The organism is Pyrodictium delaneyi (assembly GCF_001412615.1).
In the GTDB taxonomy this organism is placed as follows: domain Archaea; phylum Thermoproteota; class Thermoprotei_A; order Sulfolobales; family Pyrodictiaceae; genus Pyrodictium; species Pyrodictium delaneyi.
In genome coordinates, this window is the sequence record NZ_CP013011.1 from 1764856 (window position 1) to 1791261 (window position 26406).

At 53.8% G+C, this 26406-nt stretch carries 23 protein-coding genes; 9 read left to right on the top strand and 14 right to left on the bottom strand.

Annotated elements, in window-relative coordinates:
- Nucleotides 1-204 precede the first annotated feature (204 nt).
- On the bottom strand, nucleotides 205-1050 hold the full coding sequence (locus Pyrde_RS08855) for a hypothetical protein (protein WP_156328042.1): 846 nt from the start codon (nucleotides 1048-1050) through the stop codon (nucleotides 205-207).
- A gap of 138 nt (nucleotides 1051-1188) precedes the next feature.
- Between Pyrde_RS08855 and Pyrde_RS08860 the strand changes: the two genes are divergently transcribed.
- On the top strand, nucleotides 1189-1962 hold the full coding sequence (locus tag Pyrde_RS08860; protein ID WP_143522125.1) for a TrmB family transcriptional regulator: 774 nt from the start codon (nucleotides 1189-1191) through the stop codon (nucleotides 1960-1962).
- A gap of 50 nt (nucleotides 1963-2012) precedes the next feature.
- Nucleotides 2013-2423 carry a hypothetical protein gene (locus Pyrde_RS08865; RefSeq protein ID WP_055410030.1) on the top strand — a complete coding sequence of 137 codons (411 nt, stop codon included), beginning with the start codon at nucleotides 2013-2015 and terminating at the stop codon, nucleotides 2421-2423.
- On the opposite strand, the gene Pyrde_RS08870 is transcribed toward Pyrde_RS08865, so the two are convergent.
- The 3 genes from Pyrde_RS08870 to Pyrde_RS08880 all read right to left on the bottom strand — a co-directional run bounded on the left by Pyrde_RS08870 (nucleotide 2420) and on the right by Pyrde_RS08880 (nucleotide 6068).
- A complete protein-coding gene (locus Pyrde_RS08870) occupies nucleotides 2420-3622 on the bottom strand; it encodes a SufB/SufD family protein (protein ID WP_055410032.1) in 1203 nt (400 codons plus the stop codon). The genes Pyrde_RS08865 and Pyrde_RS08870 overlap by 4 nt on opposite strands.
- Entirely contained in the window at nucleotides 3615-4355 is a 741-nt protein-coding gene (locus tag Pyrde_RS08875; protein WP_055410034.1) for an ABC transporter ATP-binding protein, read from the bottom strand. The genes Pyrde_RS08870 and Pyrde_RS08875 overlap by 8 nt, the downstream gene beginning before the upstream one ends.
- 336 nt (nucleotides 4356-4691) lie before the next feature.
- A complete protein-coding gene (locus Pyrde_RS08880) occupies nucleotides 4692-6068 on the bottom strand; it encodes a serine hydrolase domain-containing protein (RefSeq protein WP_143522124.1) in 1377 nt (458 codons plus the stop codon).
- A 437-nt stretch (nucleotides 6069-6505) separates the two neighbouring features.
- Here Pyrde_RS08880 and Pyrde_RS08885 point away from each other — a divergent pair, with 437 nt between their 5' ends.
- A complete protein-coding gene (locus Pyrde_RS08885; protein ID WP_055410038.1) occupies nucleotides 6506-7309 on the top strand; it encodes a winged helix-turn-helix domain-containing protein in 804 nt (267 codons plus the stop codon).
- A 450-nt stretch (nucleotides 7310-7759) separates the two neighbouring features.
- Entirely contained in the window at nucleotides 7760-9475 is a 1716-nt protein-coding gene (locus Pyrde_RS08890) for a hypothetical protein (RefSeq protein ID WP_143522123.1), read from the top strand.
- A gap of 48 nt (nucleotides 9476-9523) precedes the next feature.
- Here the strand turns inward: Pyrde_RS08890 and Pyrde_RS08895 are convergent, their stop codons facing one another.
- The 5 genes from Pyrde_RS08895 to Pyrde_RS08915 all read right to left on the bottom strand — a co-directional run bounded on the left by Pyrde_RS08895 (nucleotide 9524) and on the right by Pyrde_RS08915 (nucleotide 12626).
- A complete protein-coding gene (locus tag Pyrde_RS08895; protein WP_143522122.1) occupies nucleotides 9524-10159 on the bottom strand; it encodes an SIR2 family protein in 636 nt (211 codons plus the stop codon).
- 337 nt (nucleotides 10160-10496) lie between these two features.
- The gene (locus tag Pyrde_RS08900) at nucleotides 10497-10724 is read right to left on the bottom strand and encodes a hypothetical protein (RefSeq protein WP_055410044.1); all 228 of its coding nucleotides are present in this window, start codon (nucleotides 10722-10724) and stop codon (nucleotides 10497-10499) included.
- Between the two features lie 187 nt (nucleotides 10725-10911).
- Nucleotides 10912-11592: an endonuclease III domain-containing protein gene (locus Pyrde_RS08905; RefSeq protein WP_055410046.1), complete on the bottom strand. Its 681-nt coding sequence runs from the start codon at nucleotides 11590-11592 to the stop codon at nucleotides 10912-10914.
- Complete coding sequence (locus Pyrde_RS08910) at nucleotides 11555-12022, bottom strand: hydrogenase maturation nickel metallochaperone HypA/HybF (protein ID WP_180385463.1); 468 nt, start codon at nucleotides 12020-12022, stop codon at nucleotides 11555-11557. The genes Pyrde_RS08905 and Pyrde_RS08910 overlap by 38 nt, the downstream gene beginning before the upstream one ends.
- A gap of 124 nt (nucleotides 12023-12146) precedes the next feature.
- Nucleotides 12147-12626, bottom strand: a complete 480-nt coding sequence (locus Pyrde_RS08915) for a PadR family transcriptional regulator (protein WP_055410050.1) — start codon at nucleotides 12624-12626, stop codon at nucleotides 12147-12149.
- Nucleotides 12627-12849: 223 nt separating this feature from the next.
- Here Pyrde_RS08915 and Pyrde_RS08920 point away from each other — a divergent pair, with 223 nt between their 5' ends.
- Complete coding sequence (locus Pyrde_RS08920; protein ID WP_055410052.1) at nucleotides 12850-17109, top strand: MMPL family transporter; 4260 nt, start codon at nucleotides 12850-12852, stop codon at nucleotides 17107-17109.
- Nucleotides 17110-17383: 274 nt separating this feature from the next.
- Complete coding sequence (locus tag Pyrde_RS08925; protein WP_143522121.1) at nucleotides 17384-18358, top strand: hypothetical protein; 975 nt, start codon at nucleotides 17384-17386, stop codon at nucleotides 18356-18358.
- Nucleotides 18359-18387: 29 nt separating this feature from the next.
- Here Pyrde_RS08925 and Pyrde_RS08930 read toward each other — a convergent pair whose 3' ends face one another.
- Nucleotides 18388-19608 (bottom strand): M20 family metallopeptidase, encoded by a 1221-nt coding sequence (locus Pyrde_RS08930; protein ID WP_055410056.1) that lies wholly within the window; start codon nucleotides 19606-19608, stop codon nucleotides 18388-18390.
- A 242-nt stretch (nucleotides 19609-19850) separates the two neighbouring features.
- Between Pyrde_RS08930 and Pyrde_RS08935 the strand changes: the two genes are divergently transcribed.
- Nucleotides 19851-20510: a Snf7 family protein gene (locus tag Pyrde_RS08935; protein ID WP_055410932.1), complete on the top strand. Its 660-nt coding sequence runs from the start codon at nucleotides 19851-19853 to the stop codon at nucleotides 20508-20510.
- A 116-nt stretch (nucleotides 20511-20626) separates the two neighbouring features.
- On the opposite strand, the gene Pyrde_RS08940 is transcribed toward Pyrde_RS08935, so the two are convergent.
- The 4 genes from Pyrde_RS08940 to Pyrde_RS08955 all read right to left on the bottom strand — a co-directional run bounded on the left by Pyrde_RS08940 (nucleotide 20627) and on the right by Pyrde_RS08955 (nucleotide 24039).
- Complete coding sequence (locus tag Pyrde_RS08940) at nucleotides 20627-21616, bottom strand: ArsA family ATPase (RefSeq protein WP_143522120.1); 990 nt, start codon at nucleotides 21614-21616, stop codon at nucleotides 20627-20629.
- A gap of 5 nt (nucleotides 21617-21621) precedes the next feature.
- Nucleotides 21622-21915 (bottom strand): DUF7990 family protein, encoded by a 294-nt coding sequence (locus tag Pyrde_RS08945; protein ID WP_055410060.1) that lies wholly within the window; start codon nucleotides 21913-21915, stop codon nucleotides 21622-21624.
- A gap of 96 nt (nucleotides 21916-22011) precedes the next feature.
- Nucleotides 22012-23811 carry a carbon starvation CstA family protein gene (locus Pyrde_RS08950; RefSeq protein ID WP_055410062.1) on the bottom strand — a complete coding sequence of 600 codons (1800 nt, stop codon included), beginning with the start codon at nucleotides 23809-23811 and terminating at the stop codon, nucleotides 22012-22014.
- Between the two features lie 6 nt (nucleotides 23812-23817).
- On the bottom strand, nucleotides 23818-24039 hold the full coding sequence (locus Pyrde_RS08955; RefSeq protein WP_055410064.1) for a hypothetical protein: 222 nt from the start codon (nucleotides 24037-24039) through the stop codon (nucleotides 23818-23820).
- 228 nt (nucleotides 24040-24267) lie between these two features.
- Here Pyrde_RS08955 and Pyrde_RS08960 point away from each other — a divergent pair, with 228 nt between their 5' ends.
- Together Pyrde_RS08960 and glmU are read left to right on the top strand one after the other, a co-directional pair.
- Entirely contained in the window at nucleotides 24268-24879 is a 612-nt protein-coding gene (locus Pyrde_RS08960) for a hypothetical protein (RefSeq protein WP_143522119.1), read from the top strand.
- Nucleotides 24880-25065: 186 nt separating this feature from the next.
- The gene (glmU, locus tag Pyrde_RS08965; RefSeq protein ID WP_082419598.1) at nucleotides 25066-26385 is read left to right on the top strand and encodes a bifunctional sugar-1-phosphate nucleotidylyltransferase/acetyltransferase; all 1320 of its coding nucleotides are present in this window, start codon (nucleotides 25066-25068) and stop codon (nucleotides 26383-26385) included.
- Nucleotides 26386-26406 lie beyond the last annotated feature (21 nt).

Here is a 26406-nt window from a genome sequence, read left to right on the forward strand (position 1 = left end):
CCTTATGCGCGGCTCCTCAAGATAATTTGTGGGTCCCCGGGGCAGGTGGGGCTTATGACTACGCAGAGAAGCACCACCCAGGAGTGGTGGCTTAAGCTGACCGTATATAACCTAAACCCGGCAGCTATGCTTCAAACACTATAGAAACAAATACAATGATAAGTTTGTCTTTGCATCAATTTGTACTGCCTTAACTGGGTACCATTACCTGGTGTAATAGCGTATACCTACAGCATCGTATAGTTCGCGTACTGCAGACATGAAATCTTTGCTTGTTATTCCTAGGAACTGTATGCGTTTCTCAATAGCTAGTTCTATGTTGTAAAGCATTAACTCATGGAACCTTGCTCCGCGAAGGCTATTAAGTACGTTGTATACCTCGGTGGGAGGCGCAGAGAAGAAGACGCCGGTAAGCCAATAGCCTGTCACATAGCCATCTGTTGTCTCTATACTTATGCGTATCCAGTAGCCGCCTTCCCTCCTCCGTTCGGCTTCTGCATCCCCTCTATGATAAATGTACTCACGCCATTGTTGCGACTCGAAGAGCGTAGCTAACTCTTGGAGACTTGTACGGGGTACGTGCATTTTAACGGACTTCTCTACATTTAACGCCTCTAAGAGGCATTGCCGTGCTTCCTCTACGCTACGGGCACCGAGTACCTCTATGTAGCCTGTCTCGCCAAAAACGGTGACACCGTAGGTTCCACCTGCGCAACTGGCTATTCCGAGTGCGATACTTGCTAAGCCTTCGAGACTCTTCCTCCAGGGTAACGCAACGGCTATATAAGCCTGGCCAGGAGCCATGTAGGCCTTGTGTCCCCCGGTTATCCTTCGATAGATGGCCGTGCTTTCGTTATCCCTTACAGCCTCATAGAGACCGTATACGACTGCCTCTTCGGGCCACGTTAGGACTACGGCGTGTGGCTGTTTACTCCTCATAGCATGCTCTACAGCTAATTCGCCTGCTGCCAGGACCTCACTAGCTTTTGGAGCATGTATGTCAAGGAGCACCAGTCGTCTGATCCCCATCTGTGATTTTTGCACACTCATATGATGTCCCCGGAAGGCAGTGTTCTAGCCTCTAAACGCCAAGGGATTCACTATGCCCTTCTATAGCCTAGCAGAGCTACGTTATTCAATCTTCCCAGTCTGCATTACACGCCGGTGACGGGGAGAATAGTGGGAGCAATGTTAACGAAGGATGAACTAGAGGATAGGCTAAGAAGACTTCTAGGCCTTAGTGGCTACGAAGCACGTGCTTATCTCGTAGTACTAAGGGGTGTTTCGAAGCCGAGGGATATAGCAGAGGAGGCAGGGATACCTCCACAGAGGATTTACGATGTACTTCGTAGCCTTCAACGTCGAGGCCTTATAGCTCAGACACCGGAGGGCTACAGGGCGACACCGCCTACAAGAACACTAGCTGTTGAAGCCGAGAAACTCATACTAGAGGCAGCTAAGCGTGCAGAGGAGGTACGTCTACTTGCACGCGAGCTTGAAGAACACGTAGCATCCATTGCTAGAGAACACGTATTGGTTGCAGAGGGGCTCTCGCAGGCCTTCGCATCGGCTCTAGCAGCACTGCGAAGGTGCAACGAGAAGCCCTGGCTGCTAGCCTACAAGGCGGCGGAGAAAGCTGAGGATCTATGGCCAGTACTTCAACACTTCCTAGAGATATTGAATGTGCGTGGAGCACGGATAATTCTTTATTCCGGCGTAACATTGCCGAGACACGTCTTGGAGACCATAGCTGGCATATCCGGAGCCGAGTTGCGGGCGTCGGAGGCAGTATTGCTTGATATGATGGTTGCATGCGATACTGTCGTCATAGGAGTACCAGGTACCGGTGGTAACGTTGTTGCAGTGACGATAACTAATCGCGAGTTTGCAAAAGCACTCAAGCGAAGGCTAGAGGTGCTATGGCGTAGCTCCAGGCCACTCGGGGAAGAGATACTAGGATAGCGCTAATCTAGGCCCCTATGCGTCAGAGTTTTATCTAGGGAATAGGATTTATGACGGAAGAACAGACCAGTAAACGTAGACGGCCCATGTTCGCTACGGGGGAGGTCGTGGGCGACTACGAGCCCCTCTACCTCTACTGGCAGGAGGCAGGCGAACGCGCCGGCGAGAGCGTACTGAGCAACGAGGACTTCAAGGAGCTGCAGCGCCTCATCACTAGGGAGGGGCTCCGCCGGCTAGACCAGCTCCTAGCCAGGCTGCAGGACTACTTCCTGCCCCGAGTCGACCCAGGAGCTGCGAGGCGTGCTCTGAGCCGCTATTATGGCGTAGAAATAGGGGAGGACGAGGCAGCCCAGAGGATAGCATCGATACTAGCAGGCTGGCTCGTAGAAGCTGCCAGCGAGTGGGGTATGCTCCGTCTCCGCCGAGGATGGGAGAAACAGGGAGAGCACAGGGAGGATTAGCCTGTAGCTTTCTCTGCCAGGGTGCGCTCCACGTAGCGTATGAGACTACGCACTTGCTGCGGTAGCCCGGGCACCTCGATGTGGAGGAAGCCTCGTAGCAGTAGGCTACGCGCCTCGTCCTCGGTGAAACCCCGGGACATTAGGTACTCGAGCTCCTCCTCTGCTATCCTCCCTATAGCGGCCTCGTGAGTCAGTTCAGCCCCTTCAACCATGCTCGCTAGCTCCGGTATAGACTCTATCACGGCGCTGGGGGAGAGCGGCAGCCCGAGGCACTCTATGTGGCCACGTGTATCCGGGGCATACGCCTCGATACGTGCCCTCGCGTACACTCGGGCAGAGTCTCGGGCCATCACCCTGGAGACTATTTCCGCGGATGCGCCGGGCTCGCGGAGCTGGGCGAGCGTGCCGATATCATAGATTGAGCCGCCTTCCCCGACTATTATTGAAGCACTATAGAGCTTAGCGTTGCGGTGCAGCTCTATCCTGGGATAGCTCTGTACACTAGCTACAGAGCCGTGTATTAGGTAATAACTTATGTAACTTCCGTCTTCTTCCACTACAACCCCTGTACGCGGCCTTACATGCACTCCTTGGCCCCACGAATGTATCATGGCGAACCTCAGTATCGCACCACGTTTTACGTAGAACTCGGAGACGCCTATATGGAGAGCCTTGTCGACCCTGTGGGAGACCCCACAACCAGTTACAAGCGTGGCTTCGGCACCCTCGTCCACTATCACTATATTGTGGACTAGTTGTGCCTCAAGCTCCTCGGTTATGAGTAGACACGTGTAAATTGGTTGTTCAACTTTAACCCCTGGCGGTACGTAAATGAAGTATCCTAGCTGTTTACCATACACTTCTACGCTGGCAGTATACTTATCAGTATCAACGGGGACAGCACGCCAGTAGTAGTCCTTGACCCAGGGGAACTTCTCAAGAGCCTCGTAGAGAGGGAGAACTACTACGCCCTGACGCTCTAGTCTATGCAGTACTAGGCGGCGTACAATTTCCTCGTTAACCTGTACGTACCCGGCTCTCTGGAGAACCTCCTTACCAAAGCCGAGCCTATCGAGCGCTTCCTCGGCACCGTCACCTTTACCTTGTCTTTTTCTCAGAAACTTCTCAACATCTATATCAGGGCCGTATCGCCCCAAACGCTTCAGAGCCTTCAGTGCGCGTTCCCTGTGGCTAGTCATCTCCTCTCACCCTGGCGCCTTCTGCTATGCCCTGGAAACCAGCTTCCTTTAACATCTCGAAGATCTTCTTCGGGTCTCCAGAAGCAGCGAGACGACCGGCAACTATTACATGCACATTATCTATAATATTCCTAGCTGCTAGTCTTTCAAGCAAATACATGGTATGACTTACGAGTAGCACTAGTACACCTCTCTTTTTCAGTTCAACAAGTACCTCCTCTATCCGCTCAAGGGTCTCAATGTCAACGCCACTATCCGGTTCATCGAGTAGTGCGACACGTGGCCTCTGAAGAATGGTGAGGTATAGTTCTACACGTTTCCGTTCACCACCACTCATGCCGACAAAGAGTGGCCTATCCATAAACTTCTTAACATCAAGTATATCTGCTGCCCACTCGACGTCTCGTGCACTACCATATATACGTTCCATCGCTGACACAAGTTCGCGGAGAGTTAAGCCCTTGAGAGCTGGAGGAAACTGATGTGCGAGAACGATACCACTACGAGCTCTCTCATATAAGGGCTTATTGACTATATTTATACCCTGGAAGATGATAGAGCCGCTAACAACTTTGTAGTGACGTAAACCTGCAATAGTATTGAGTAATGTGGATTTTCCCGCTCCGTTGGGCCCCATGATTACGTGCAACTCGCCAGGGCCTATATCCATACTGATGCCCTGAAGTATCCTCCTTCCTTCTACTTCTACGACGAGGTCTCTGACGCTGAGCATTTGGCGTCACCGTACTAACTCGTTAAGGTATCTTAGAACTAATTCCCATGTATGCTACGTGCTCTATGCTCCCGTTCTACCAGCCTCAACACCCAACCCTATACACCATTATATCCTCGTCCTCGTCGTATTCCGTATCAGGACAGACATGCTGCTCAAGCAACACTATGGGCTCGGGTAGCCTCTGAATATAACGGGCTGGGTTTCGGGCTACAAGCTCTGCATGTTCCTGGCTACACACATATACCGTAATCCTCCCAAGTCGTAGCTTTATAGTACCGTTTCTACCACATACGGGACACCGTTGGTTACGACTAACAGCTAACTTCAAAGTAGTCAAACCCTCTGCTCAATCATCTTTACGAGCCGATACCTCTCGTAGAACATTTCCACCATACCACGCTCGACATCTATGCGGAACTCTACGCGAAGCTTTTTCCCAGCTCTAGCTGAGACAAATACCGGGGTCACCGGGTCTAATTTCTCTGGAAACAACACTTCACGCCTACCAGGCGGCTCAAGGCTCTCCAAAACTAAAGCGTCGCCAACCCTTTCGAGGCGCGCCTTTACTGTACCCATAAAGCCAGTATAGATGCCTTCAAGCAATCCCAGTACACGGTCAGCGATATTGAATGGTAGTTTCAATGGATCGGTACCCGCAGCAGCGGCTAACAATGTCATGGCTATCTGAGGTGATCCCGGATCGGCGTTAGCTAGAACAGCTATAGAGAGACCCTTTTCCTTCAAGTAGCCTGCAAAACCTGTATAGAATAGAAGTGAACCACTATGCCCAATTAAGGTTCCGCTAGGAAATCTAGGATATATCGTTACACCTAGTCCATAGCTATCGTTACCGAAAAGCTGCGCAGGCAGCTCAATCCGTGGCCGCTCTATCTCCTCAACGCTGTTCTTCGACAATATCTCCACGTCGCTAAGGCGACCACTCTGTGACAACGCTGTCATGAGTTTGGCAAGATCAACTACAGTACTCCATCCACCACCATCTGCTGTTATCCCGGTTGGTACCCTAACAGGTCGCGGGGGACGAGACGATGTATCATAAGGTGTAGCCAAGAGTGGTGAAGATAAAGCCTCTTGGGCATCGAAAGTAGTTGATCTCATACCTAAGGGTCCTGTTATGTGCTTGCGTATATACTCGTTAAAGCGCATCCCTGAGAGACGCTCAACTATGACGCCAAGGGCAACGAAACCTTCATTGAGATAGAGAAACCTCTCCCCAGGCTCGGCTATAGCCCAGTGGCGGGCACCTTTCTCGAGCCAGGCGAGAACGTCCCGGGGCTCAGAGAAAGGTAACCAGTTCTCGCCAAGCCCAAGGTAACCAGTAAGGAGCGCCTCAGCATAGCCTAGTGCTGGTATCCCGCTGGTGTGACTTAGCAAATGCCATACAAGAACGGGTTTCCCCTTAACACGGAGCTCGATAGGCAAATACTTTTCAGCTGGATCTTCGAGACTCAGAAGCCCCTTCTCAACAAGCTGCATAACAGCGATAGCAGTTAATATCTTTGATATCGAGGCTATGCCATACATAGTCTCCGGTGTTGCTAGCAGCCCACGCTCTAGGTTGCGATATCCATATCCTCTCTGCAGGAGTGGTTTACCCCGATCATGAAGTGCAACGCTAACTCCAGGAGTATGAGTTACAGCCATACGTGTAATGATGTATTCGCTAGAAATCTGCTCAATACCCAGCAAACACCTAACCCCATAGCCAGGGTAGGCTGGAGGCTCTTAATTACAAATCTTTGCAATTCTGCTATCCGTGTATCATCAATTTGATTGAAACACCGACAGCCAAGGCGGCTTAATAGTCCCAGGAGGAATGCGGGACGCATATACGATATGCTATAATCTGACGTACTTGTTATCTTAAAGGGATGTTGATGATTAGAGCATCTGTTTATAAATATTTCTTTACATCGCATCTTATACAACATATATGTTAACAGTATCATGGTCGCATAGCATGTGAAATAACTGCTTGGCGCAAATTTTTATCAAAGATGTAAGACTAGACGATATCTACTAGCAATATTACATCATAAAGTCGTTCGTAGTTTAACCATTGGCTTGAAGATAATATCCTTGGCGTAAATAGTGATGTTTTGTCTTCGGATTTGGGGGAGGAAATTTTGGTACAGAATAGGGCTGCAGGCAGGCGAGACCGCATAGATATAATATTATCCATACTACGTGTACTCGGCGATAATGGCCCGAGTTCAAAGACTAGTATAATGAGATTTGCAGAACTAAACTCGAAGAGTTTCGAAGAGTATGTCGAGGGTTTACTCGTGCCTCGTGGTTTTGTAGAAAAACGGAAGCTAAGAGACCGCTACGTTTACGTCTTAACACCGAGTGGGAAGATGTTACATACTCTACTCAGCATAGTTAGAGACCTTCTCTACATAGAGGAGCCTAAGGATGCAAAGATGCTTCGTGAGCTTCTGATTAGTAAGCTTCAGCTGCGAGGGTTCATGGTTTCATCATATCTAAATCTTGGAGATGGACTTATGCTTCCTGTCGATATTGCCGTATCGCATAATGGATCAACGGTAGTGGTTAATGTTGCTGCAACAAGGTCTTCCGCTTTGTGTCGATTAGCACTCTCTGCGCTTGCAGCTACACTCGGAGGAGCTAACGCGTTCATAGCTGTACCAGCTACGGCGGATGAAATCTACGAACTAGTAAGCAAGATAAGTACTCCAACTATAAAGCCTTTAGTCTATGAGCCTTCCTCTATAGAACGTTCAGTAGAAGAAATAGTTTCTGTTGTAGAGGATAGTCTTGCTAAGTCATTTATCAGTAATGTGGCTGTAAAGAAGACAATGCATGTAACGAACGTAGCAAATCTGGCCTCTAGGGATACAATACTCGTAGAAGGACTAGGCAAGGATAAGAGAGGGAATAATGACGTACGACGCGTAACAATATCATGAGAGGAGACGGCTGGTATAAAGAGACGTAGAAAGTAATTGAAAAGGTCAGCCGCAGGGAAGATCTCCGGGCCTCCCCCAGACTGTTCTGGGGGTTCCCCGATGCAGGCCTCATCATTCCGACGGTGTAATCCTTAAGGTCACACTATGTTGACTCGGTCTAAATGATAGTTGAGACTCCTCTAGCTGCCGCCTAATTATGTCTTTTTAACTCTGACACTCTACCTACTATGTCATTAATGTTCTATATTTGAAGAGTCTGGCTCGGCCCACCCCTAGCTGCTTCACAGCCCTTTGAACGGGCTCTGCGGGACTGCCTAAGACTTAGCACTGTGCGCGGGGCTCATTCATCATAGCCCTCTGTCACTCTTCCTTCTATCACTTTATAGTTGTACACCGATAAATGTCCTATATTAAGGGGCTATTTGCGCGAAGTTTGTTGGGTTACAAGCATTGAAGTCTAGCATCAAGGCTCTGCAGTTGCTTGCTGTCCTGTTTCTTCTAGCTATAGCTCCTATGCATGCGCTAGGTGGTAGCAACGATGCGAATATAAAGATCCTAGTGGACGGCAATGGCATTGTATGGTTTAACGCTAGTATAGCTGGCAACATTACCTCCAATGGAGGCGTAGTGTATGCACTAGAGAAAGTTGACGTCAAAGGTAACACGTCGGGCGAACATGCAGACTATGTAGTGGTGACGTCCGCTGAAGTTGTCGAGGAGGTTAAAGGCTTAGCCGGTACAGCGGTTAACACGAGCATAGCGCTCTCACAGCAAGGCAGGACTGGCAACGTATCAATTTCTATAGAGGCTGCTGCACTAAGCATTAGCATAAATGCGACCTTTAGTGAGAGCAATGCTGGCTACTATAGGCTAACTGGCTTGTTCAATGCATCTTACGTAGCTGCTGATAGTAGTCAGGCACAGCAGCTCGCTGAGAAGATACAACAGTTTCTCAATCCCGTTATGGCTTCTGCCATGTTGAGGGGAATGGGTCTACAAATGGTACGTGTAGATGATCTACGGGCCGGCGTCGAGATAATAGACAATAGAACGCTGGTAATAAGTGGCTCCTTCACGGCAGTATTCGACGCCAAGGAGTACCGTGAGGTCACTATATCGAACCTTGTACGGCTCCGCGTTATAGACCCAGCCGAGGCGGATAGAATACGTCAAACGCTCGAGCAACTAGACATACTAGCTAAGGATGTAGACCAGAATCAAAAAGTGGGAATAGAGACCGTCGTACACGGCTCCCGCATAGTAGTCAACGCTACTGGATGGCTACGGCTCCAGGGTCCCCGCTCCAACGTGGAGAGGATACTTGCTTACAGCGTGTTTAGTGGGCTCGCTGGAGTCGCCTCGCTGCAGGGCTTCCAGGCAGGAGCAGCTACTGGGGCAGCTACGATACTCCTAGGAGCCAAGCTTGTCGAGAAAGGAGTTGCACTGACAGTGAACGGGGAGGGCGAGATTACACTCATCCAGGATAACGGCACCGTAGCCTACACAGCTAGCGGGCTCGGCATCTATAAGCCCGATGTCCCACCCCTAGAGTCTGCAGTAGAGGCCCTCCAGGCCCTAGTAGAAGTGTTCAAGAGCCTACCAGTAGAGGTAGGTAAAGCCAGCATTGTGCTAGAGTCGTTCATACCCGTTAGAGGCCCAGACAATGCGGAGAAGCTGGAGCGCGGGGACGCGACAATCTATATCGTGAAGCTGGAGAGCATAGACCAGCTCGAAAGGCTTGAACTAGGAGAAGAGACAGAGACAACCACTGCGCCCGTCATAGAAGCTACAACAACCGCAGCTACCACATCAGCTACCGAGGCAACCATCACCACTACAACAATAACTACATCACCCATTACAAAAGCAACAACCACCGGAGCTATGGAGACAACTACACAATCCACTACAGCCATGACGGAGACACATAGGGAGACCACAGAGACGCAACATGTAGCAACCACAACAAGTACAAACATGGAGACAATGACGGCATCTGCAACAACTACAGAGAAACAGACTACAACTACGACAGCTAAAAGTCTAGAGACAACGACTCAGACAATCAGCGGCATATCGCCTAGCACGCTAACAGCGTCATTCGCGGCGATAACACTTCTGCTGATAGCTGCAGGGTATCTCGCCTATAGAAGAATCCAAGGCTAGAGAGCAAGCCCGGTTAACTAAACCCTTACATCTATGCGGTGACCCTTTCTAGCCGCTAACCAATTCCTGAAGCATCTCAAGGAGCTTCTTTCCCGGCTCCTCAAGCCCTAAACCTTGTAGCTGACGAGGCACCGGCTCTAGGAACATGACCCTAGTGAACCTAGAGACCGAGATTGCTAGTACGGCACCCAGCGCTATGGGTGGTTCGCCGAGCCCATGTACAGCCACTATCTCGGCAGTAGTCAGCTCGTATACAGCTTCGCTGAGTAGCCGGCTACGGGGCGTCTCCCAGGAGTCCCTCTCTCCTTTGATACCACAGTTTGGGCATACTGTCCCTTCTTCTAGCCACCATTTTCTGCCGCAGCGTGGACAGCGTAGCCGGGGGAGGGAGCCATACAAGTCTATGATGTGATCCTGGCCGAGTAGCCGGGGTAATGCGCCGTCCACGCCGAGATATACTATCTTCCTCACGGAGCCATTCTCTAATGCCTGGCGTAGCAGCTCAACACCTTCAGCACGTCCTTCCAGCGCCCGACGGTACACCTCAAGCGGTTCGTACTTCCCCCTAAGGCTTAGAAGCTCGACAATACTCATGGGGCCAAGTAGTAGTACATAACCCTCTCCAGCCAAGGCGTCTCGAAGCCTCCTACTGCTATTATGGCGTGGAGGCTCACCCCGTTGCACAGGCTCAGCATCCCGCCAGGGGGCTAAGGCCCAGGCGTCCGGTCACAGCCTCCACGCTACGGGTCCGACGTGCTTAGGGACATCATATAAGAGCGCAATGTCAACGCTCGACCAGAATGATCACCATACATCAATATAGAACAAAAACGCTACCGGAGCGGGAAAGAAGAATCTAATTCAAATACTCAAGTGTGTTGAGTATTGCTGTGATCAGAACCCAGCTAGTGTTTACCAGTCAAGAGGCTCGGCACGGAGCACGGGCTCCTCATTAAAGTAGGCCTTGGCCTTCTCCTCGGCCCCAATCGCCCTCCTCATAGCCCCAGAAAGAGCTAGCAGTCTAGTGACGTATAGCTATTCTTATCCCTAGTATGTTACGGCGCCTTCGCTTGCCACTGCTACTTGGACGGAATGATATTATGGTGGCATTCACTGAGCCATGCTCTATTATGTTTTGTTCCAGCTCCTCCAGCTCCACCCTATTCTCTATGTGACGGCGTCTAACCTCCTCCTCTATCGCACGCTCCCATTGTGTAAGAGATCTCCTTTTCCGAATGTGGAGTATCAAGTTAGGTCACACTCCACACATGGGCCGGGGTTGGATTCTTTACGTCTTCTCTCTCCATGCTGAAACTTCATTATGAGACCCCGAATAAGCTATTCTGCAAATATCCATTATGCAGAAACTAGATAAGCATCCACATCATGCAGTAAATATGTTCGCTCCCATACTTTGTATCTAGAAGTAGTAAGATCTAATGACATGGATTACAACTGTTAGCTGACGGACATAAACTGTACAATGGACAGATGCTACATCGAGGGTTACGAGGTCGGCAGACATTGCGGCCAAGCCTTATCATTGCCAAGTGCGTACGTGCTCGAAAACCCTTAGGAATGAGAGGCTCAAGTATTTTCCTCACCCGTTCGGGCCGAGTCCCTGGCTCTACTAGACCTAATCGCGCCGCTATGCGAGCTATATGAGTGTCTACCGGGAATACGTCGATGCCCCAGAGAGCCATGAGCAGTACGTCGGCCGTCTTTTCACCTATACCGGGTATGCTTAGGAGCTTCTCACGGGCCTCGCTGGGCGGGAGACTTAGGAGTGCTTCTACGCTGCCAGCCTCGGCTACAAGCCTAGCTAGCCCGAGGACGACGCGAGTCTTCAACTCTACGAGGCCGAGGGGTCGTATTATCTCCTTGACGCCCTCGGGGTCGCGGAGTATGCTCCAAGGATCCGGGTAATGCTCTGCTAGCTTCTCTACGACGCGGCGGACGCTACGGTAGTCAGAGCGGTTACTCAGCGCTATGGCGAGCATGACGTGAAACGGGTCTACGTTTGGCTGTCTCCACCAGGGCTCGCCCCGGTACCACTCCAGAAGCTTCTCAACGATCCGTCTAACCCTCTCCGCTGGAGGCGTCTCTTTGTCTTGCACTCTTCTCCCCGTCTGCCTCGATGTCCACACTATGTAGTACTACGCCGAGCCCCCGGATTATCTCGACTCTGTTGCCGCCGCAGCGGGGACACTGAAGGTATTGGACAAGCGCATCAGGATGAATGTGGACGAGCGTACTCAGCTCGGGATCCTCGGAGATACGCTTTATGTCCTCGTGGCTAGGCTCCCACTCATAGCCACAATCTTTGCAGCGAAAGCGGGGCTCTATCATCTCTATTTCTATCTCAGCACCCTCTGCAGGAGTACCCCGTGAGACTACGCGCAGCGCGAACCGGAGCGCCTCGGGATCAATAAGGCTGAGCATACCTATCTGCAGCTTTATCCTAGCAACCCGCCTAGCGCCAGGCGTATCGTGGAATACGTCTTCTACAGCCGCTAAAATGCTCAGAGCTATGCTCGTTTCATGCATGCCTCTAGCCCCACTCTTATGCTCGGCAGACATCCTCATGAAGGTATGGTATGGCTCTTTGATAGCTACTTCTCTGCGTCCAGAAATATTGTAGGATGTGTTGTTACAAATGATTTGACCCATATTAACGAGTAGTATGAGAGCTTGTTATATTACGTTGCAGGATACGCTGGAGTAGCTCTAGAAGCTCGCCTGTGAGCACCTCTATCCTGGCTAGTCTGCCAACTATCTCCTCCACGAGGGGAAGTAGTTCAGGCCGGGGGGTCTGGGCTAGGTTACGTGCAGCAGCCAAATGGAGCCTTATAGTTGCTTCTACTATGTAGAGTCCCTTGTTTATCATGCGCAGAAGTTGCTCTACACCCTTCTCGGTTATCCTGTAGACCTTCCTCTGTCTTGCGCCATGAGGCTCCTCGCTAGACTCTATGTAACCCTCCTCTTCGAGGTCCCGGAGAACCGGATATACGGTGCCGGGGCTCGCTCCCCCGCCCACCTCTGCGAGGAGGCTCTTCATCCGCTTTATCAGCTCGTAGCCTGTCTTCGGCCCCTCGGCTAGGAGTAATAGTATCATGTAGCGGGTGCGCATTTCGAGTGCTTGACTAGCCATTTCTATGTCTACACCTCGCGCCTAGGGCGTTGGCCCCCAGGTCCTCCCCCTAAGCGGATTGATATTGTTGCGAAGACTCATATTACAGTTTACCTTGAGTATGCTGGTCTGCGTCCAATTTTGCTATCCAATAATCCTCAGACGATAACCGCCTATTAGTGTTTCCGGAAAACGATTTATCTCCAGCAGATATGTCGGCAGGAGACAGGTCGGGTGAAGTGGTATGAGTGTAACCGACTTCATAGCCAACAAACCGGCCATAGTAGTGATGGCGTGGATACTGATAGCAGTAGTAGCCCTCCCACTCTTTGCCAAGCTTAGCACCGTGGTGCAAGAACAGCAGTATACTTTACCAGAGAACAGCGAGGCTATGACAGCGTCTAGGCTCATCGAGAAGGTGAAGGGAGGCAGCGACAGCGTCGGAGTAATAGTAGTAACAGGTGTAGACCTCAGGGACAATAATACGGTGTTAAAGCTCACCATCTGGGGTAACGTGTTCAACGAGACCGTAGCAGGACGCTACATGTCGGAGATAAAGGCCCTACCAGTCATGCTTGCAGAGGCTAATGCTACCCTCTACCACGCAATGTTAACTGCTGTCACTAACTCCACGGCATACGCTAAGCAGCTCTACCGGGCGTTCAACGAGGTAGACAAGGCATATGCCTCAGCCCTAGAAAACGCCACCAGACAAGTAGAGGTCCTCAATCAGAGCATAGAGGGGATAATGGAGGCCGATAAGGGCTACGCTGAAGCCTACCACGGGCTACTTCAGCTTGCGGAAACACTCAACACAACCATAAACGGCCTAATAGAGCTTGATAATGCGCTAGCAAATACTACCGAGGGACTCCTAGGGCTAGCCCAGCGGCTGAACGAGACAGCCACGGGACTCCAGAGGCTCGATAGTGTCTACTCGAAGCTATACCAAGGCCTCGCGGCAAATGCCCCGAGTCTAGTAGCAGTGCTATCCAACAAGACGCTCGTCGAGAGAATGGAGAAAGGGTTAGCGTTTACGTGGTGGCAAGTGAGCCGCGCTTACTACTATCTAGAAGCATACAACGGGAGCTACGAGGCCTACTCAGAGGTGGCTAATCTCACGACGGTTGATCCGAAGCTAGCCCCGCTACAGCTTGCGGAGGCGCTGAAGGCGTGGCAGGCTGTGAAACAACTGGTAGCGGAAGGCCTAGACCCCGACACAGCAGCGGCCAAGGTGGCAGCGAGTATTATTGCTAACCAGACGCCGCCGGAGCTGAGGCAGCTACTACCGGTCTTCACGAACGCATGGCTAGAGGCGCTAGCCCGGGCCAAGGCCGCGATGAACGTTACCGTGCTTACAGAGCAGTATCGCTTGCCTCCGGCTAGTGCTGAGAGCCAGCTGGCAGTGCTAGATGCAGCCACAAAAGCGGCTGAGGCAGCCACGGATAGTATAATCGTGAACAGCACGGCTATCGCTGCACAGCTGCTAGCAGAGCAGCTAGTCTCCCAGGGCATACCACGCGACGCTGCTGAGCTGCTAGCGGAGAAGGCGGTTCGGGGTACACTCGAGCCCATAGACGTAGCTACCGTCGTGGCAGGGCAGGCAGCGGAGGAGATAGGGCTGCCAGCTCATGCTAAACAGCTGCTAGCAGAGATACTCGTAGCCAGCGACCCCCGGGCTGAGGGCGTCCTCGTAGCCAGCCGCGCAGACGCCCTCAACGCTGCGGAGAAGCTCCTCGAGGCCCTCGGGGCGCCCCGCGAGGCCCTAGACGCTGCCCGGAGGATCCTCGACCAGGAGATGAACCGTAACGTGGCGGCTGAGGAGGCTGCCAAGCTGATAGAGCAGCAGCTCGACGAGAAGGCAAAGATGCTCCTCGCAACAGTGGTGAGGCTGGACCCCGAGGCACGCGGTCTCCTCGCGCAGAACCCCGAGGAGGCTGCCAAGGCGGCGGCAGAGATAGTATACAATGCCATGGAGGAGCAGGGCGCTGTCCAGCTTCCCAGAGAAGTGGTCAACCAGCTGGCGCTCCTAGTAGTCCGCGGTGAGGCGAGCCCCGAGCAGCTACGCAGCCTAGCACTAAGCCTGGTAGAACAGCAAGCAGCGGAGAAGATGGGGCAGGAGCAGGCCCGGCTCCTGGCTGAGGCTCTCCAGCGCTTCGACCCCGACGCAGCGGGCAGGCTAGCCGATGACCCGGATCTCGCGCTTCAGGCTGTATTCTGGATGGCAGAGCAGCAGGGCCGGCGTCTACCCTTCACTCCTGAGCAGCTCAGAGAGATGCTAGGCAGCAAGGAGGCTCTGCGCCGCCTAGTTGCCGAGGCTCTTCGCGAGAAAGTGCTAGAAAATACGCCGGCCGAGGCTAAGCCTTACATGGAGCGGATAATAGAGGTAGTTGTCAGCGAGGGTCCAGGCGTACCCGAGGCGCGGAAGTGGAACGTCATAGAGGATCTGCTCCGCGAAGCTGCCCGGGAGAAGGCAGACGCTATGAGCATTAACGGGCTTGAGTTGCCGAGCTGGCTACCCGGCCGTATAGCCGAGCTAGCTGTGGCTGCTGCACGTGGCGAGCTGGCAGTAGAGGAGGCTGCAGAGAAGCTAGCAGAACAACTTCTTCTCGGCACTGTGTACCCGAAGATGCTTAGCGAGTCCAAGGGTCTGCTCGTGTCCAGTGACTACCAGGCGTTCCTAGTAATGGGCACACCTCTTGGCGTGGATCGTGACGAGCTTGCAAAGAACACAGTAGAGACCGGCAAGGTAGCGGAGGAGCTGCTAGGAAGACTCGGTATAGGCTACGAGAAGGTCTATACGAGTGGTAGCGATTTGCTCATGAAGCAGGTGGAGGAGTATGCTAGCAAAGACGTAGAGAAGACCAGCAAGTTCAGCGAACTGGGCACGTTCATAGTGCTACTACTCATACTCGAGAGCGTCTTCGCGGTGATACTACCATACATGGGCGTCTTCCTCGGGCTAGCAGTAGGCGGCGCCCTCGTATACCTGGCAGCGAGCAACGGCTGGATAGACGTAACCTCTACATCACATTCATTGATGATAACTACGGCGCTCGGCCTAGGCGCCGACTATGCGGGCTACATCGTGCACAGGTTCCGCGAAGAATACGCAGTGCTACGCGATCCCCGCGAGGCCTCCCGCCGTGCCCTAAGGAGGGCAGGGCCAGCGGTAGTAGCCAGCGCCCTAACTGTAATCATAGGCTTCGGTAGCCTACTACTAGGCTGGGATATCGGGTTCCTCCGGAGCATGGGAGAGACCATACCGCTAACCGTAGCTGCCACAGCGCTCGCCAGCCTGACGCTCGTGCCAGCATTGCTATCGATACTCGGCGGCCGGAGCTGGTTCTGGTGGCCGAGAAAACCGAGCCCAGAGAGACACGTAGGCCGCGAGAGCAAAGTGATGAAGGCACTCATACGCTATGAGCCACTACTATTAGCAGTAATCCTCGTCGCCATCGCTGGCTCAGCATACTTCTACGTCACCTTCGAGGGCAGCCACGACATGAAGCTCATGCTCCCCGACAACGCGCCAGCCCTAGAAGCATTCGATGTACTCAAGGAGAAGTTCACGCCCGGCGTAACTGACCCCGTCTACGTGATAGCAGTGCTCCCGCAGAGCATCTGGAGCAGTAACGCCACAGCTGAGGCACTAGACGGGCTTGCCGCCAGGATAGCCGAGGTACCCGGCGTAGCTAAGGTCATGGCGCCGACTAGGCCCATGGGCGAGAAGGTGAGCATCGAAGAGGCCAAGCAGATGGGCGGAGAGAAGCTAGCTAGCAGCGATGGCAGGATAGCGGTAATCCAGGTGATACTCGACGTAGACCCCTACAGCCGCAAAGGCGAAGAAACCGTGAAAACGATACACGATATTGTACACAGCTACGCCGAGCAGCACGGGTTCAAAGCCTACGTGGGTGGTGCGCCCTATGCTGTGCTAGAGATGGACCAGCTGCTACACGACCGCTACTACCGCCGCATACTCCCCGCCGCAAGCCTCCTAATGGTGATGGTGTTTACCGGTATCTTCGGCAGCCTAGTGGCGAGCATAGCAGCACTCCTAGTAATCATAGGCGCTGCTATGATGGGTATTGCGGCTAGCGTGATACTATTCCAGGATATCCTGGGCAAGCCGGTGCTATGGTTTCTACACATAGTATCGATGATAGCTGTGCTAGGCGTAGGCATGGACTACAACAGCTTCTTCCTAGCACGCGCCCTGGAGGAATTCCATCGCAGCGGCGGCGACTCGAAGAAAGCAGTCGTGCGCGCTGCTGGTGCAGTCAGTACCTTCGTAGTAGGCCTAGCGCTAGTAGTGACGAGCGCCTATCTCGCGCTAATGACTGCCAGTAACATAGGCATGAGGGAAATGGGCTTCACGCTGGCAGTAACAGTACTCCTAGCGGGCTTAATGGCGGCCTACCTCTTGACGCCGTTGATAGTGTCGCTGCTAGGCCGCCGTGCATGGTGGCCTTGGGGGCTACAGAAGCGTATCGAGCACTAAGCCTAGCTCATCTGCATTTTTAGCCGTGCAGTACAATAATCCCTCATCTAGAAACCCTTAACCATATTCTAGTGTCCCGGCTTTTCCAGCTTATCGGATTCTCTCGGCTAGGCCCACAGGTGAAACACTTATAACATGTTTACACAGGCCTGCACTAGATCTTAGAGCTACGTAACCTCGGTGGGCGGTACAATAATGTACAACCTGTGTATGTATACCACGTTCTCCCCGCCGGCAACTGGGTAGTCTCTGGAGTCCGGGGGTGCAGTAGATAGTGCCGGTAATGCATTCATTTGTTGCTAGGGAGCCCTTAGCGGATTGTGGACGGTTGCTGGAGAGCCTAGAACCACTAGAGATAGCTGAGCACTTGAAGTTGCTACCAGTAGACAGCATCTCATCTAAGAAAGATAAAATAAGAATAGTCTACATACATAATCCCAATGCAAGATTTGGTGGCAAGGCTAAGGTCGAGGTCACTCTTGATCGTGGCAGGAATAGCTTCCGCCTAAATGGGAAAGGTCCTATCTCCTTCGAGATTAGACTTAATTGTTTCAATGATGCCCTCACGATATACTTCGTTGTAACCGGCAAACTCATAGACCTGGTTCCCGAGGAGAAAGCACGTGAGATATTCAACAAAATACTAGACTATATATTTGCCAAAGCTAATACACTGGGGCTTCTTCCCCGAGAGACCGGCTATACGCCCATCTCCGAAGCCCTAGGCTATGAAACAGCGCTACCCGTGTCGGCAGATGTAGAGCCAACAGCGATACCCCAGCAAGCTAACGTAGCCTCAGGCCACGAAGTAGGCCAAACCTCGGCTATAGTGCAGCAGACCCCGGGATTAACCGACTTATCACCTATGCAAGAGACCAGTGGCACTAGTATAGAGGACGCTGGTTGTGTCGAGAAACTGCTCACAGCTGGGCTCCCTCTAGACGAGGAACTCTCAAGGATGATACCTATAGACTACCACTACCGGGCCCGCTTCGGCAGGCTTGTTGAGGACGGCCGGACAGACCCCTTCACCACCGACCTGACGGCTTACCGCGATGGCTATGTGGTACGGTTCGTTACAGGCGACCACTTCATAGAATCTGTCCGAGTTGATGGTCGTGCTGGCATATACTATCGGAACGACTCTACCGGCGAGGCCTTAACTGGAAGCGAGGCGCTAGCTCGCGCGGAGGAAGTGCTATGCAAGGGTGGTGCACGTGCCACCTATGTTGTAATAAAGATAGAGTAGAGACGGGTAGAATGTTGGCACTAGACGTGTTAGTCTAGGATTCGGCGTATGAGCAGACGATACGCCTTTACAGCTCTTTCTAGCTCGTCTAGAGGGATATATTCGTCGGGCATGTGGGCTGCATCTAGCGCGCCAGGCCCGTATGTGACTGCCGGTATGCCCCTCTCCTGGAAGTAGCGTGTATCAAGGCCGCCGATACATATAGTCCTGGCAGGCTCGATCCCTGTTGCCTCCCGGACAGCCTCAGCCACAGTATCTACGAAGGGGTGGTCGGGAGGTATCGAGGTCGCAGCAGCCTTCCCGGTAGTCTCTACCTCGACGCGGTAGCCCTTCTCTATGAGGCCCTGGGCGGCCTCCATGATGAAGCTTCGCAGCTCCTCCTCTACTTTGTCGGGATCCTCGCCAGGTATCAGCCTGCGATCTATGCTAAACCTGTAATAGCCCGGCACAACGTTGGTCTTAGCGCCTCCCTCGACCTCGCCGCCAATGGTTATTGTCGGGCTAGCAGCCCGGGGGTCATCCATCGGCAGGTCTGTTTTCCTCTCGGCTAGTCTAGGCTTATACTCGTGGATAATCCGGTGAGCTATCTCTACCATGGCCTCGAACGCGTTGAGCCCTAGCCAGGGCGCCGAGCCGTGGGCCTGCCGGCCGTAAACATGTACGTTCATCCAGACGGCGCCTCGGCTACCGATCCATATCTTGTAGGTAGTGCTAGGCTCAGCAACTACAGCATAATCTGGAAGTACGAGGCCTTCTTCAAGCATATAGCCCACGCCTGTTTCGCCGCCCGTCTCCTCGTCAGGAGTGAAGCTTAGCTCGAGGCTTCCCTGTCTAGGTCTCCACCCCTCCTCTATAAGGCTCCTCACAGCAGCTATTATCGCCGCTATGCCGCCCTTCATGTCCGAGGCTCCACGGCCGTAAAGCTTCCCGTCCTCGATAACCGGGTCGAATGGATCCCGGGTCCACCCCTGTCCCGGCGGCACAACATCGTAATGCCCGTTGAAGTGGAGTACTGGCCTGTCCTCGCCGAGCCTAGCCAGGACTATGTAGCGGGGATACCCCCGGGCCCATGGATGAATCTTCTCTACCAGCTCATCAGGGACCCGTATGACCTGCACGTCTAGGCCGATAGCTTCGAGTTCGTCTCTCAGAACGTCAGCCATCTCAGCGTAGTGTTCGCCAGGGGGATTTACAGTAGGGATCCTAATAAGCTGCTGAAGGAGGCGCACGACGTAGCTGTCGGCGCTCATCAGCTCATCCTCAAGGTGTCAAGCTTACAGCCCGGGCGGTTATTATAGTACTAGGAAAGTTCAAGAACACGCCGTCGATATACGTTAATTGACAGCACCTCATAGAGCTATATGTACACCCAGTCACAGGGGGCATGAGGCCTAACTCCCTACCCGGTTTTAAGCTATGAGGCGTGGTGCCACGGGGGCGCCGGGCTTACCCGCTTCTCCGGAGTGTAAGTGAGACACTGGCGCTGAGAGCCATGGCTAGAGTAGAGGACTTCGCAAAGGCCTGGAACCCTCAGCCCAAGGGCCCCGGCGTCATAGACAAGATACGTAACACGATCAACCCTCCGCCACCACTACGTCACAAGCTTGCTATGGCGCTTTACAAGCTACGTGTCCAGAACAACAGGCTAGAATACATAATAGCTAAGATGAAGGAGCGCGACCAGGCACTATTCGAGAAGGTCGTACAAGCCCAGATAGAGAAGGACACCACCCGCGCTGCTATGTATGCTGCTGAGGTGGCAGAACTCCGCAAGATGATAAAGAGCCTACTGACAGCCAAGTACGCGATAGAGAGGGTAGCACTAAGGCTAGAGACCGTAATGACGATGGGCGACGTACTAGTCGGCCTAGCCCCGGTAGTAGGCGTGATCAAGGATCTACGCCGCTACCTAACCGGCCTAGTGCCCGAGATAGGCCTGGAGATGGCCGAGATAGGCGAGATGCTAGAGAGCGTAGTAACCGAGGCTGGCGAGTTCACAAGCTTCATGAGTGTGCCGACAGTCTACAACGAGGAAGCCAGGAAGATCATGGAAGAGGCTGCTGCGGTAGCAGAACAGCGCATGAAGGCCGAGTTCCCAGAACTACCCAGTGCGTTCCCCAGCCCCACAGGCAGCCAGCAGGAGAACAAGTAACCCTCATACCAGCTATTATTACCAGCCCCTATCCGGGGCCCATATTGTCAATGGGAGTCCCATTTTTACCAAAAGAACCATTCTACTATCACATCTTCCCCTAGAGGCCTTCAGCGTTACTCCCTTTTGCACCCATGTTTGATCTTGAGTATGTAGTCTCCTAGAGCTTCTGCGTCCCTAAGACTGCTCGGCGGCCGGCTCATATGGGCTATCACAGCTAGGCTCGGCGACGGTCTGAGGCTACACCTAATCTCCTCAAGTCTCGTAAGGGCTTGTCTCTCCATCTCCTCTAGGCCTAGCTGCTGTGCACGCTCGCCGAGTACACGGTTAGCCACGATCATCTTCAGCGCTACTCTGTGCTCCTGCAGCTTCTTGGCTATGACGCTGACCTCGTAGACAGGCAGAGGCTCTGGAGTAGCTACTGCTACAACGCTCGTTCGGAGGGGATCTTCTATCTCGCCTAGAAGGCCTTGATAACGGCTCCTCAGCTCTTCGAGCCTCCGTAGAACCGGGTCATCGGCTTCAGCGTGGCGCCCTAGCGCGTTAGCTATAGCATACTTTATCGACACGATCTTCTCCCTTAACTCTCTTAGTCTCTCTACCCAGAAAAGGTGGAGCCGTGGAAGCGCGACAACACGTAACGCTATACCCGTGGGAGGCATGTCAACTATAACCACGTCTACGTCGCGTCGCTCATAGAGACTAGATAGTATCCTTAGAAACACCTCCTCCTCGAATCCTGGCGCCTCTCTCACGGTCTCAACTACGTCCTCTACACCGAGTGCCTGGAGGCCGGGCATAAGGCGGCGGAGCAGCAACGAGTATTCTTCGGCTACCTTCCGCGCGAGGCCATCGACCTCATACTGTATAGCCCTTATTCCTGGAGCCGCCTCGACCTCGCGGAGAGGGCCCGGAAGCCCAAGATACTCTAGCAAATGGCCAGCAGGATCCAGGCTCGCAAGCAGGACACGGCGTCCCAACCTAGCTAGCTCTATTGCAAGCCGGAGCCCTACTGTGGTCTTACCTACACCACCCTTGCCCATGATCATTATTACGTGTGGTAGCCTCCATACCCTCTGGTCTAGCCCGTCGATGAGCTGCGGCAATGTCCTTACCACTCTCCCCCCATTCTGCTAAACAAGTCGGCTATCACGTCTGAGCCGCGCCAAGTACGGTCAAAGAGTATCCGGGCCTCCTCTTCGAGGAGCGGTGCTAGCTCGGCAGCCACACCTAGAGGGGCTAGTGGCAGGCCCACTAGCCCACCGAGGACTAGGCTTAGAAACGCGTGTTCTAGCTCGAGCAGCTCTAGTTCCAGAGTCTCAATGCTCTGCTGTACTAGTGCTTCGTGCATGCCGGCCAGGAATGCTTTGACCTCGTCTAGGAGTCGCCGGAGTATCTGTAGCATAGGCTTAGCAGCCTCCGAGAACCGGGTGTCGCGTAGAGAAGCCCCTAGAGGGGAGGGGTAAAAACACGTGGAGAGGTTCTTTTCCGGAGCTTGTCGTTAGCGCTCTACAGCCTTTGCAGCCTCGGCCTTCTTGGCCTTCATGAGTCCTGTGACGTAGAGGTAGATTAGCAGGAAGTCCACTATGAGCGATATTATTACTATCGAGCCGGCGCCTATCTTCTGTATTGGCGGGTATGTTGGCAGCACCTTTACGATCCACCAGATTAGACCAGCAGTTACTGTTATCCATAGGAACCATGCAGGTATCTGTATGAACATGCTGGCTGCGCCGCGTACTCTCAGGACAGCGTAGACCCATAGAGCGGCTGTTAGTAGTGCTAGTGCTGCTAGCAGCTGGTTTGTGCCAGCGAACGCCGGCCATACTATGTTGAAGGCTGCTACCTGTTTACCGTTTATCGTCACGTTGGGGTAGCCCAGGGCCAGGCCTAGTAGCACAGCTATACCGCCGGCAACGAACCTGTTAGCGATTATCTTGTAGGCGCTCTGGTTCCTCTCTGCTAGCCAGTCGAACATCTCCTGCCATGCGAACCTTGCTAGCCTCGTTGCGGAGTCAAGTGTGGTTAGCACGAAGGTGGCTAGTGCTATGCCGGCGAACTTGGCCATGAATACTGCTATTGTCTCACTGCCGCCGAGCGCCTGGCCCACCGTGAATCCATAGCCCAGTGTGAAGCGCTGTATCTTGTTGAGTGCAAGTATGCCCTTCTCCTGGTATGCTGCTATGACTTCAGGGCTCATTCCCATTGCCTGGAGGAAGCCTGCGAACTCTGGGTGCTGCCATGCATAGGCTATCGGTATGATGACAGCCAGGCTTGCCACAGCACCCTCTGTCAACATGCCGCCGTAACCTATTAGCAACGCGTCTAGCTCGTTGGCTAGCTGCTTGCTAGTCGTACCGCTTGCTACTACGCTGTGGAAGCCGCTGAGGGAGCCACAAGCTATGATTAGAGGTATTGCTGGCCAGAAGGGTGTAGGTACTCCGCCTAGTATCTTTGGCGCGAAGCTGGTGTACGCTGGCCCTGTTAGTCCCTCGCCTGCTATGCCCAGCGAGCCTATGATCGCGAGTGCTACGAAGCCCCATAGTAGGTATGCGTTGAGGTAGTCGCGTGGCTGTAGCAGGTACCAGACCGGAAGTATGCTGGCTATGAAGCTGTAGAGTGCTAGTAGGAGCATCCATGTGTGGTAGGCGTCGCCAGGTATGAGGAATGGGTACTTTACAGCGAACGCTATGCCGGCTAGTAGCAGCACTATGGCTGTGAGCGTGCTAGCGGCGGGGCTTAGACGGGTACGGTAGAGCAGGATGCCTAGCAGCACCGCTATGGGCATGTAGATCATTGCCTTGGAGGCTGCTGATGGCTGTACTGCGAACAGTTTGGCGTTTACGCTGAAGAAGGCTGCTAGTACCAGTATCAGTGCTGAGTAGACGTATAGCAGGAATATGTACTTAGCCTTGCGGCCCATCACGTTCTCGGAGACGGTCATTATCGATACTCCGCCGTGCCTCACGCTGGCCATTAGTGCAAGGTAGTCGTGGACAGCACCCATGAACACGTTGCCGAAGATCACCCAGAGTATGGGCAGTGCCCAGCCATAGGCGACGGCGATGGCTGGGCCAACTATAGGTCCGGCACCAGCTATGCTAGCGAAGTGGTGGCCGTAGAGCACATACTTGTTAGCGGGCACGTAGTCTATACCGTCAAACTTCGTATAGGCCGGAGTCTTACGCTCGGCAGAGGCCCTTACAACTCTCTTCTCTAGTATGTGGCGGCCGTAGAACACGTAGGCGGCAGCGTATACGACTAGGATGGCTAGCGCTACAATTCCTGCGGGGACTGCCATGGCTCTTCACCTCCTCCCGGCTGTAGGCTTTACGGATGCAGGGGCTTCGCCAAACGCTATGGCAGGGCCTATAAGAAGCATAAACCAGCCTATGAGTATTGCTATCGCATCTGGTGTCCAAGCATCTTTAGAACCTATCTGTCCTTTACTCAGCGCGGCTATCATAGCGTAGATGAAGAGTAGAATACCAAGCGCCGTCATGGCGAGCCCTAGGGGCCTGCTGGCCATAATGTACCACCCTTCTTATGTCGTTAGATAGTCCCTACTCCGCCGCGGAAGGTGACACGGCTCACCCACCTTGTAAATAAAGTTATTTCTGCCTAATCGTAAATGTCAGTAGAAGGTAAAAGACTGGAAATATGGAGGCAAAGGGCGGCAGAGCAATGCTGTGAGGGAGGAGCCCTGCTAGAATCGTCAGTACTAGGTCTAGCGTTCTATGCATTATTGGTAGCCTCTATGGCTTCTGTGGTCTGGTTCTTCCAGATACGCCGTACAATGATAATGCGTATGAGGGCTGTGGTAGGCATACTGGAGGACACACTAAAGCCCCGAGACAAGGAGTACACCCTCCTTGGCTATCTCGTAGGCTTCCGCGCTGTCTACCGGCTAGACAAGCCTTGGGCAACCCGTGCCTGGATCCTATACACCATGCCTCCAGGCCACATACTCTTCTATCTACCCATTATCCTACTCCAGCGGCGCCGAGACCGGCTCGAGATAACCCTAAGGCTCACAGCTCCGCTACCCGGCGAGGCCCACATATACGATCCAAGGGATCGTGCAGTCCGCCGGCTAGTAGCGAAGGACACGGCGGAGAGCCGGGAGAGGCTACGGCAGAGGGAGCTAATGATGAAAAGCCGCCGCTACATAGCCCTCTATAGCGGCGAGGAAGCCCTGGCGAAAGCCGAGAAGCTAGCCCAGGACCTCCTAGCCCGTGGTGTAGACCTTCGCCGCGTAACTATAGACGATCGTCGCCGCGCGTTACATGTATCCCTAGTCCCCAGCCTGGAGAACCTACGAGAGGCATTAGAGACGGTATACCGTCACGCTCGGAGACTCGCCTCCTAAACCCTCTATGTACTTCTATAACCCCAAGACTTAACTATGGATTTGTCGTCTTTCTCAGTCTAGCGAACCACTGGATCGGAGGCCTTGCTTTCTCCTCAACGTGCAGCGTTTCTGGGAACACTTTAGGCTCTAGGAGGACGCCTCTAGAGTCTGGGAAGGTAACGAATCCCTGGGGTGTAGAGCGGCTTGTCCCGTTACGCGGTGGTTCTCGCGGCTGGGCGTGGCGAGAGACTCTGGCCGCTCACTAGTACCCGGCCTAAGCCTTTGCTCCCCCTCCCCGGCGGCGGGACGCTCCTAACCCGGCTCCTAGGCCAGCTCGGAGGCATTGTCGATGGCGTAGTAGTCGTGGTTGCGAAGGGCTGGGCCGGAGAGGCTGTGAAGAAGCTCCTTGATCAGCGGGGCTTCACGGTCTCCTACGCTGTACAGGAGGAGCCCCGTGGCACCGGGGATGCAGCCCGTGTAGGGCTCCGGGCACTCCCCCGCTCGGTAGACGAGGTGCTCCTGGTCAACGGGGACCTACTCGTCTCCCGCGGGCTCCTAGAAGCGGTAGCGTCAGCTGAGGCTCCAGCGCTCGCAGCGGTACCGAGCGAGAGGCCCTGGGAGTACGGCGTAGTCGAGGCAAATCAACAGGGCTGCCTCCAGGGGCTCCGCGAGAAACCAGTAGACGCTAAGCCAGGGAGCCTCGTGAACACCGGAGTATACCTGGTGCCCCGTCAGCGCTTTGAGGAACTCCTCGAAGACTTGAAGCCCAGTCCCCGCGGCGAGCTAGAGGTAACAGACGCGATCGCGGCTCTTGCAGCCGAGACATGCTTCCGAGTAGTAGAAGGCCGATGGCTCTGGATGGATGTGGGCCGGCCCTGGGAGCTGATAGACGCCTACAAGGCAGTATTCATGGAGAAGATGGAGGGTCGCAGCGAGCCCCTCGTCGAGGGCGAAGTGGAGCCGGGCGCGGTGCTCCGTGGCCCCGTCTACGTTGCCCCCGATGCTGTTGTCCGGGGCCATACGGTGGTGGAGGGTCCTGCATGGATAGAGGGCGAGGCGGGACCCCTAGCGCGGTTGCGACCCTGGAGCTTCCTCCTAGAGGGCAGCAGGGCTGGCGCGCACACGGAGGTGAAGGCTAGCATACTCATGGAGGGGGCTAAGGCGCCACACCTCAATTATGTGGGCGACAGTGTGCTAGGCGAGCAGGTTAACCTCGGAGCGGGGACGGTGACTGCCAACCTCCGCTTCGACCACGCCACGGTGAAGATGACGCTGAAGGGCCGCCGTGTGGACACTGGCCGGAAGAAGCTGGGCGCGTTCCTGGGCGGTTACGCCCAGACTGGTGTAAACGTCTCCCTGTTGCCAGGTGTGCGTATTGGCGCCTATAGCTGGGTATACCCAGGCTTAGTGGTGGCCCGTGACGTGCCCGACTGTAGCTTCGCCCGCCCCGGCCCAGAAGGAGTAGAGGTACAAAGCCTGCGAGACAGAATAGATTGTCCAGGTCACCTTTTGGACGAAAGGTAATGACACGTTGGTTTCATCTCG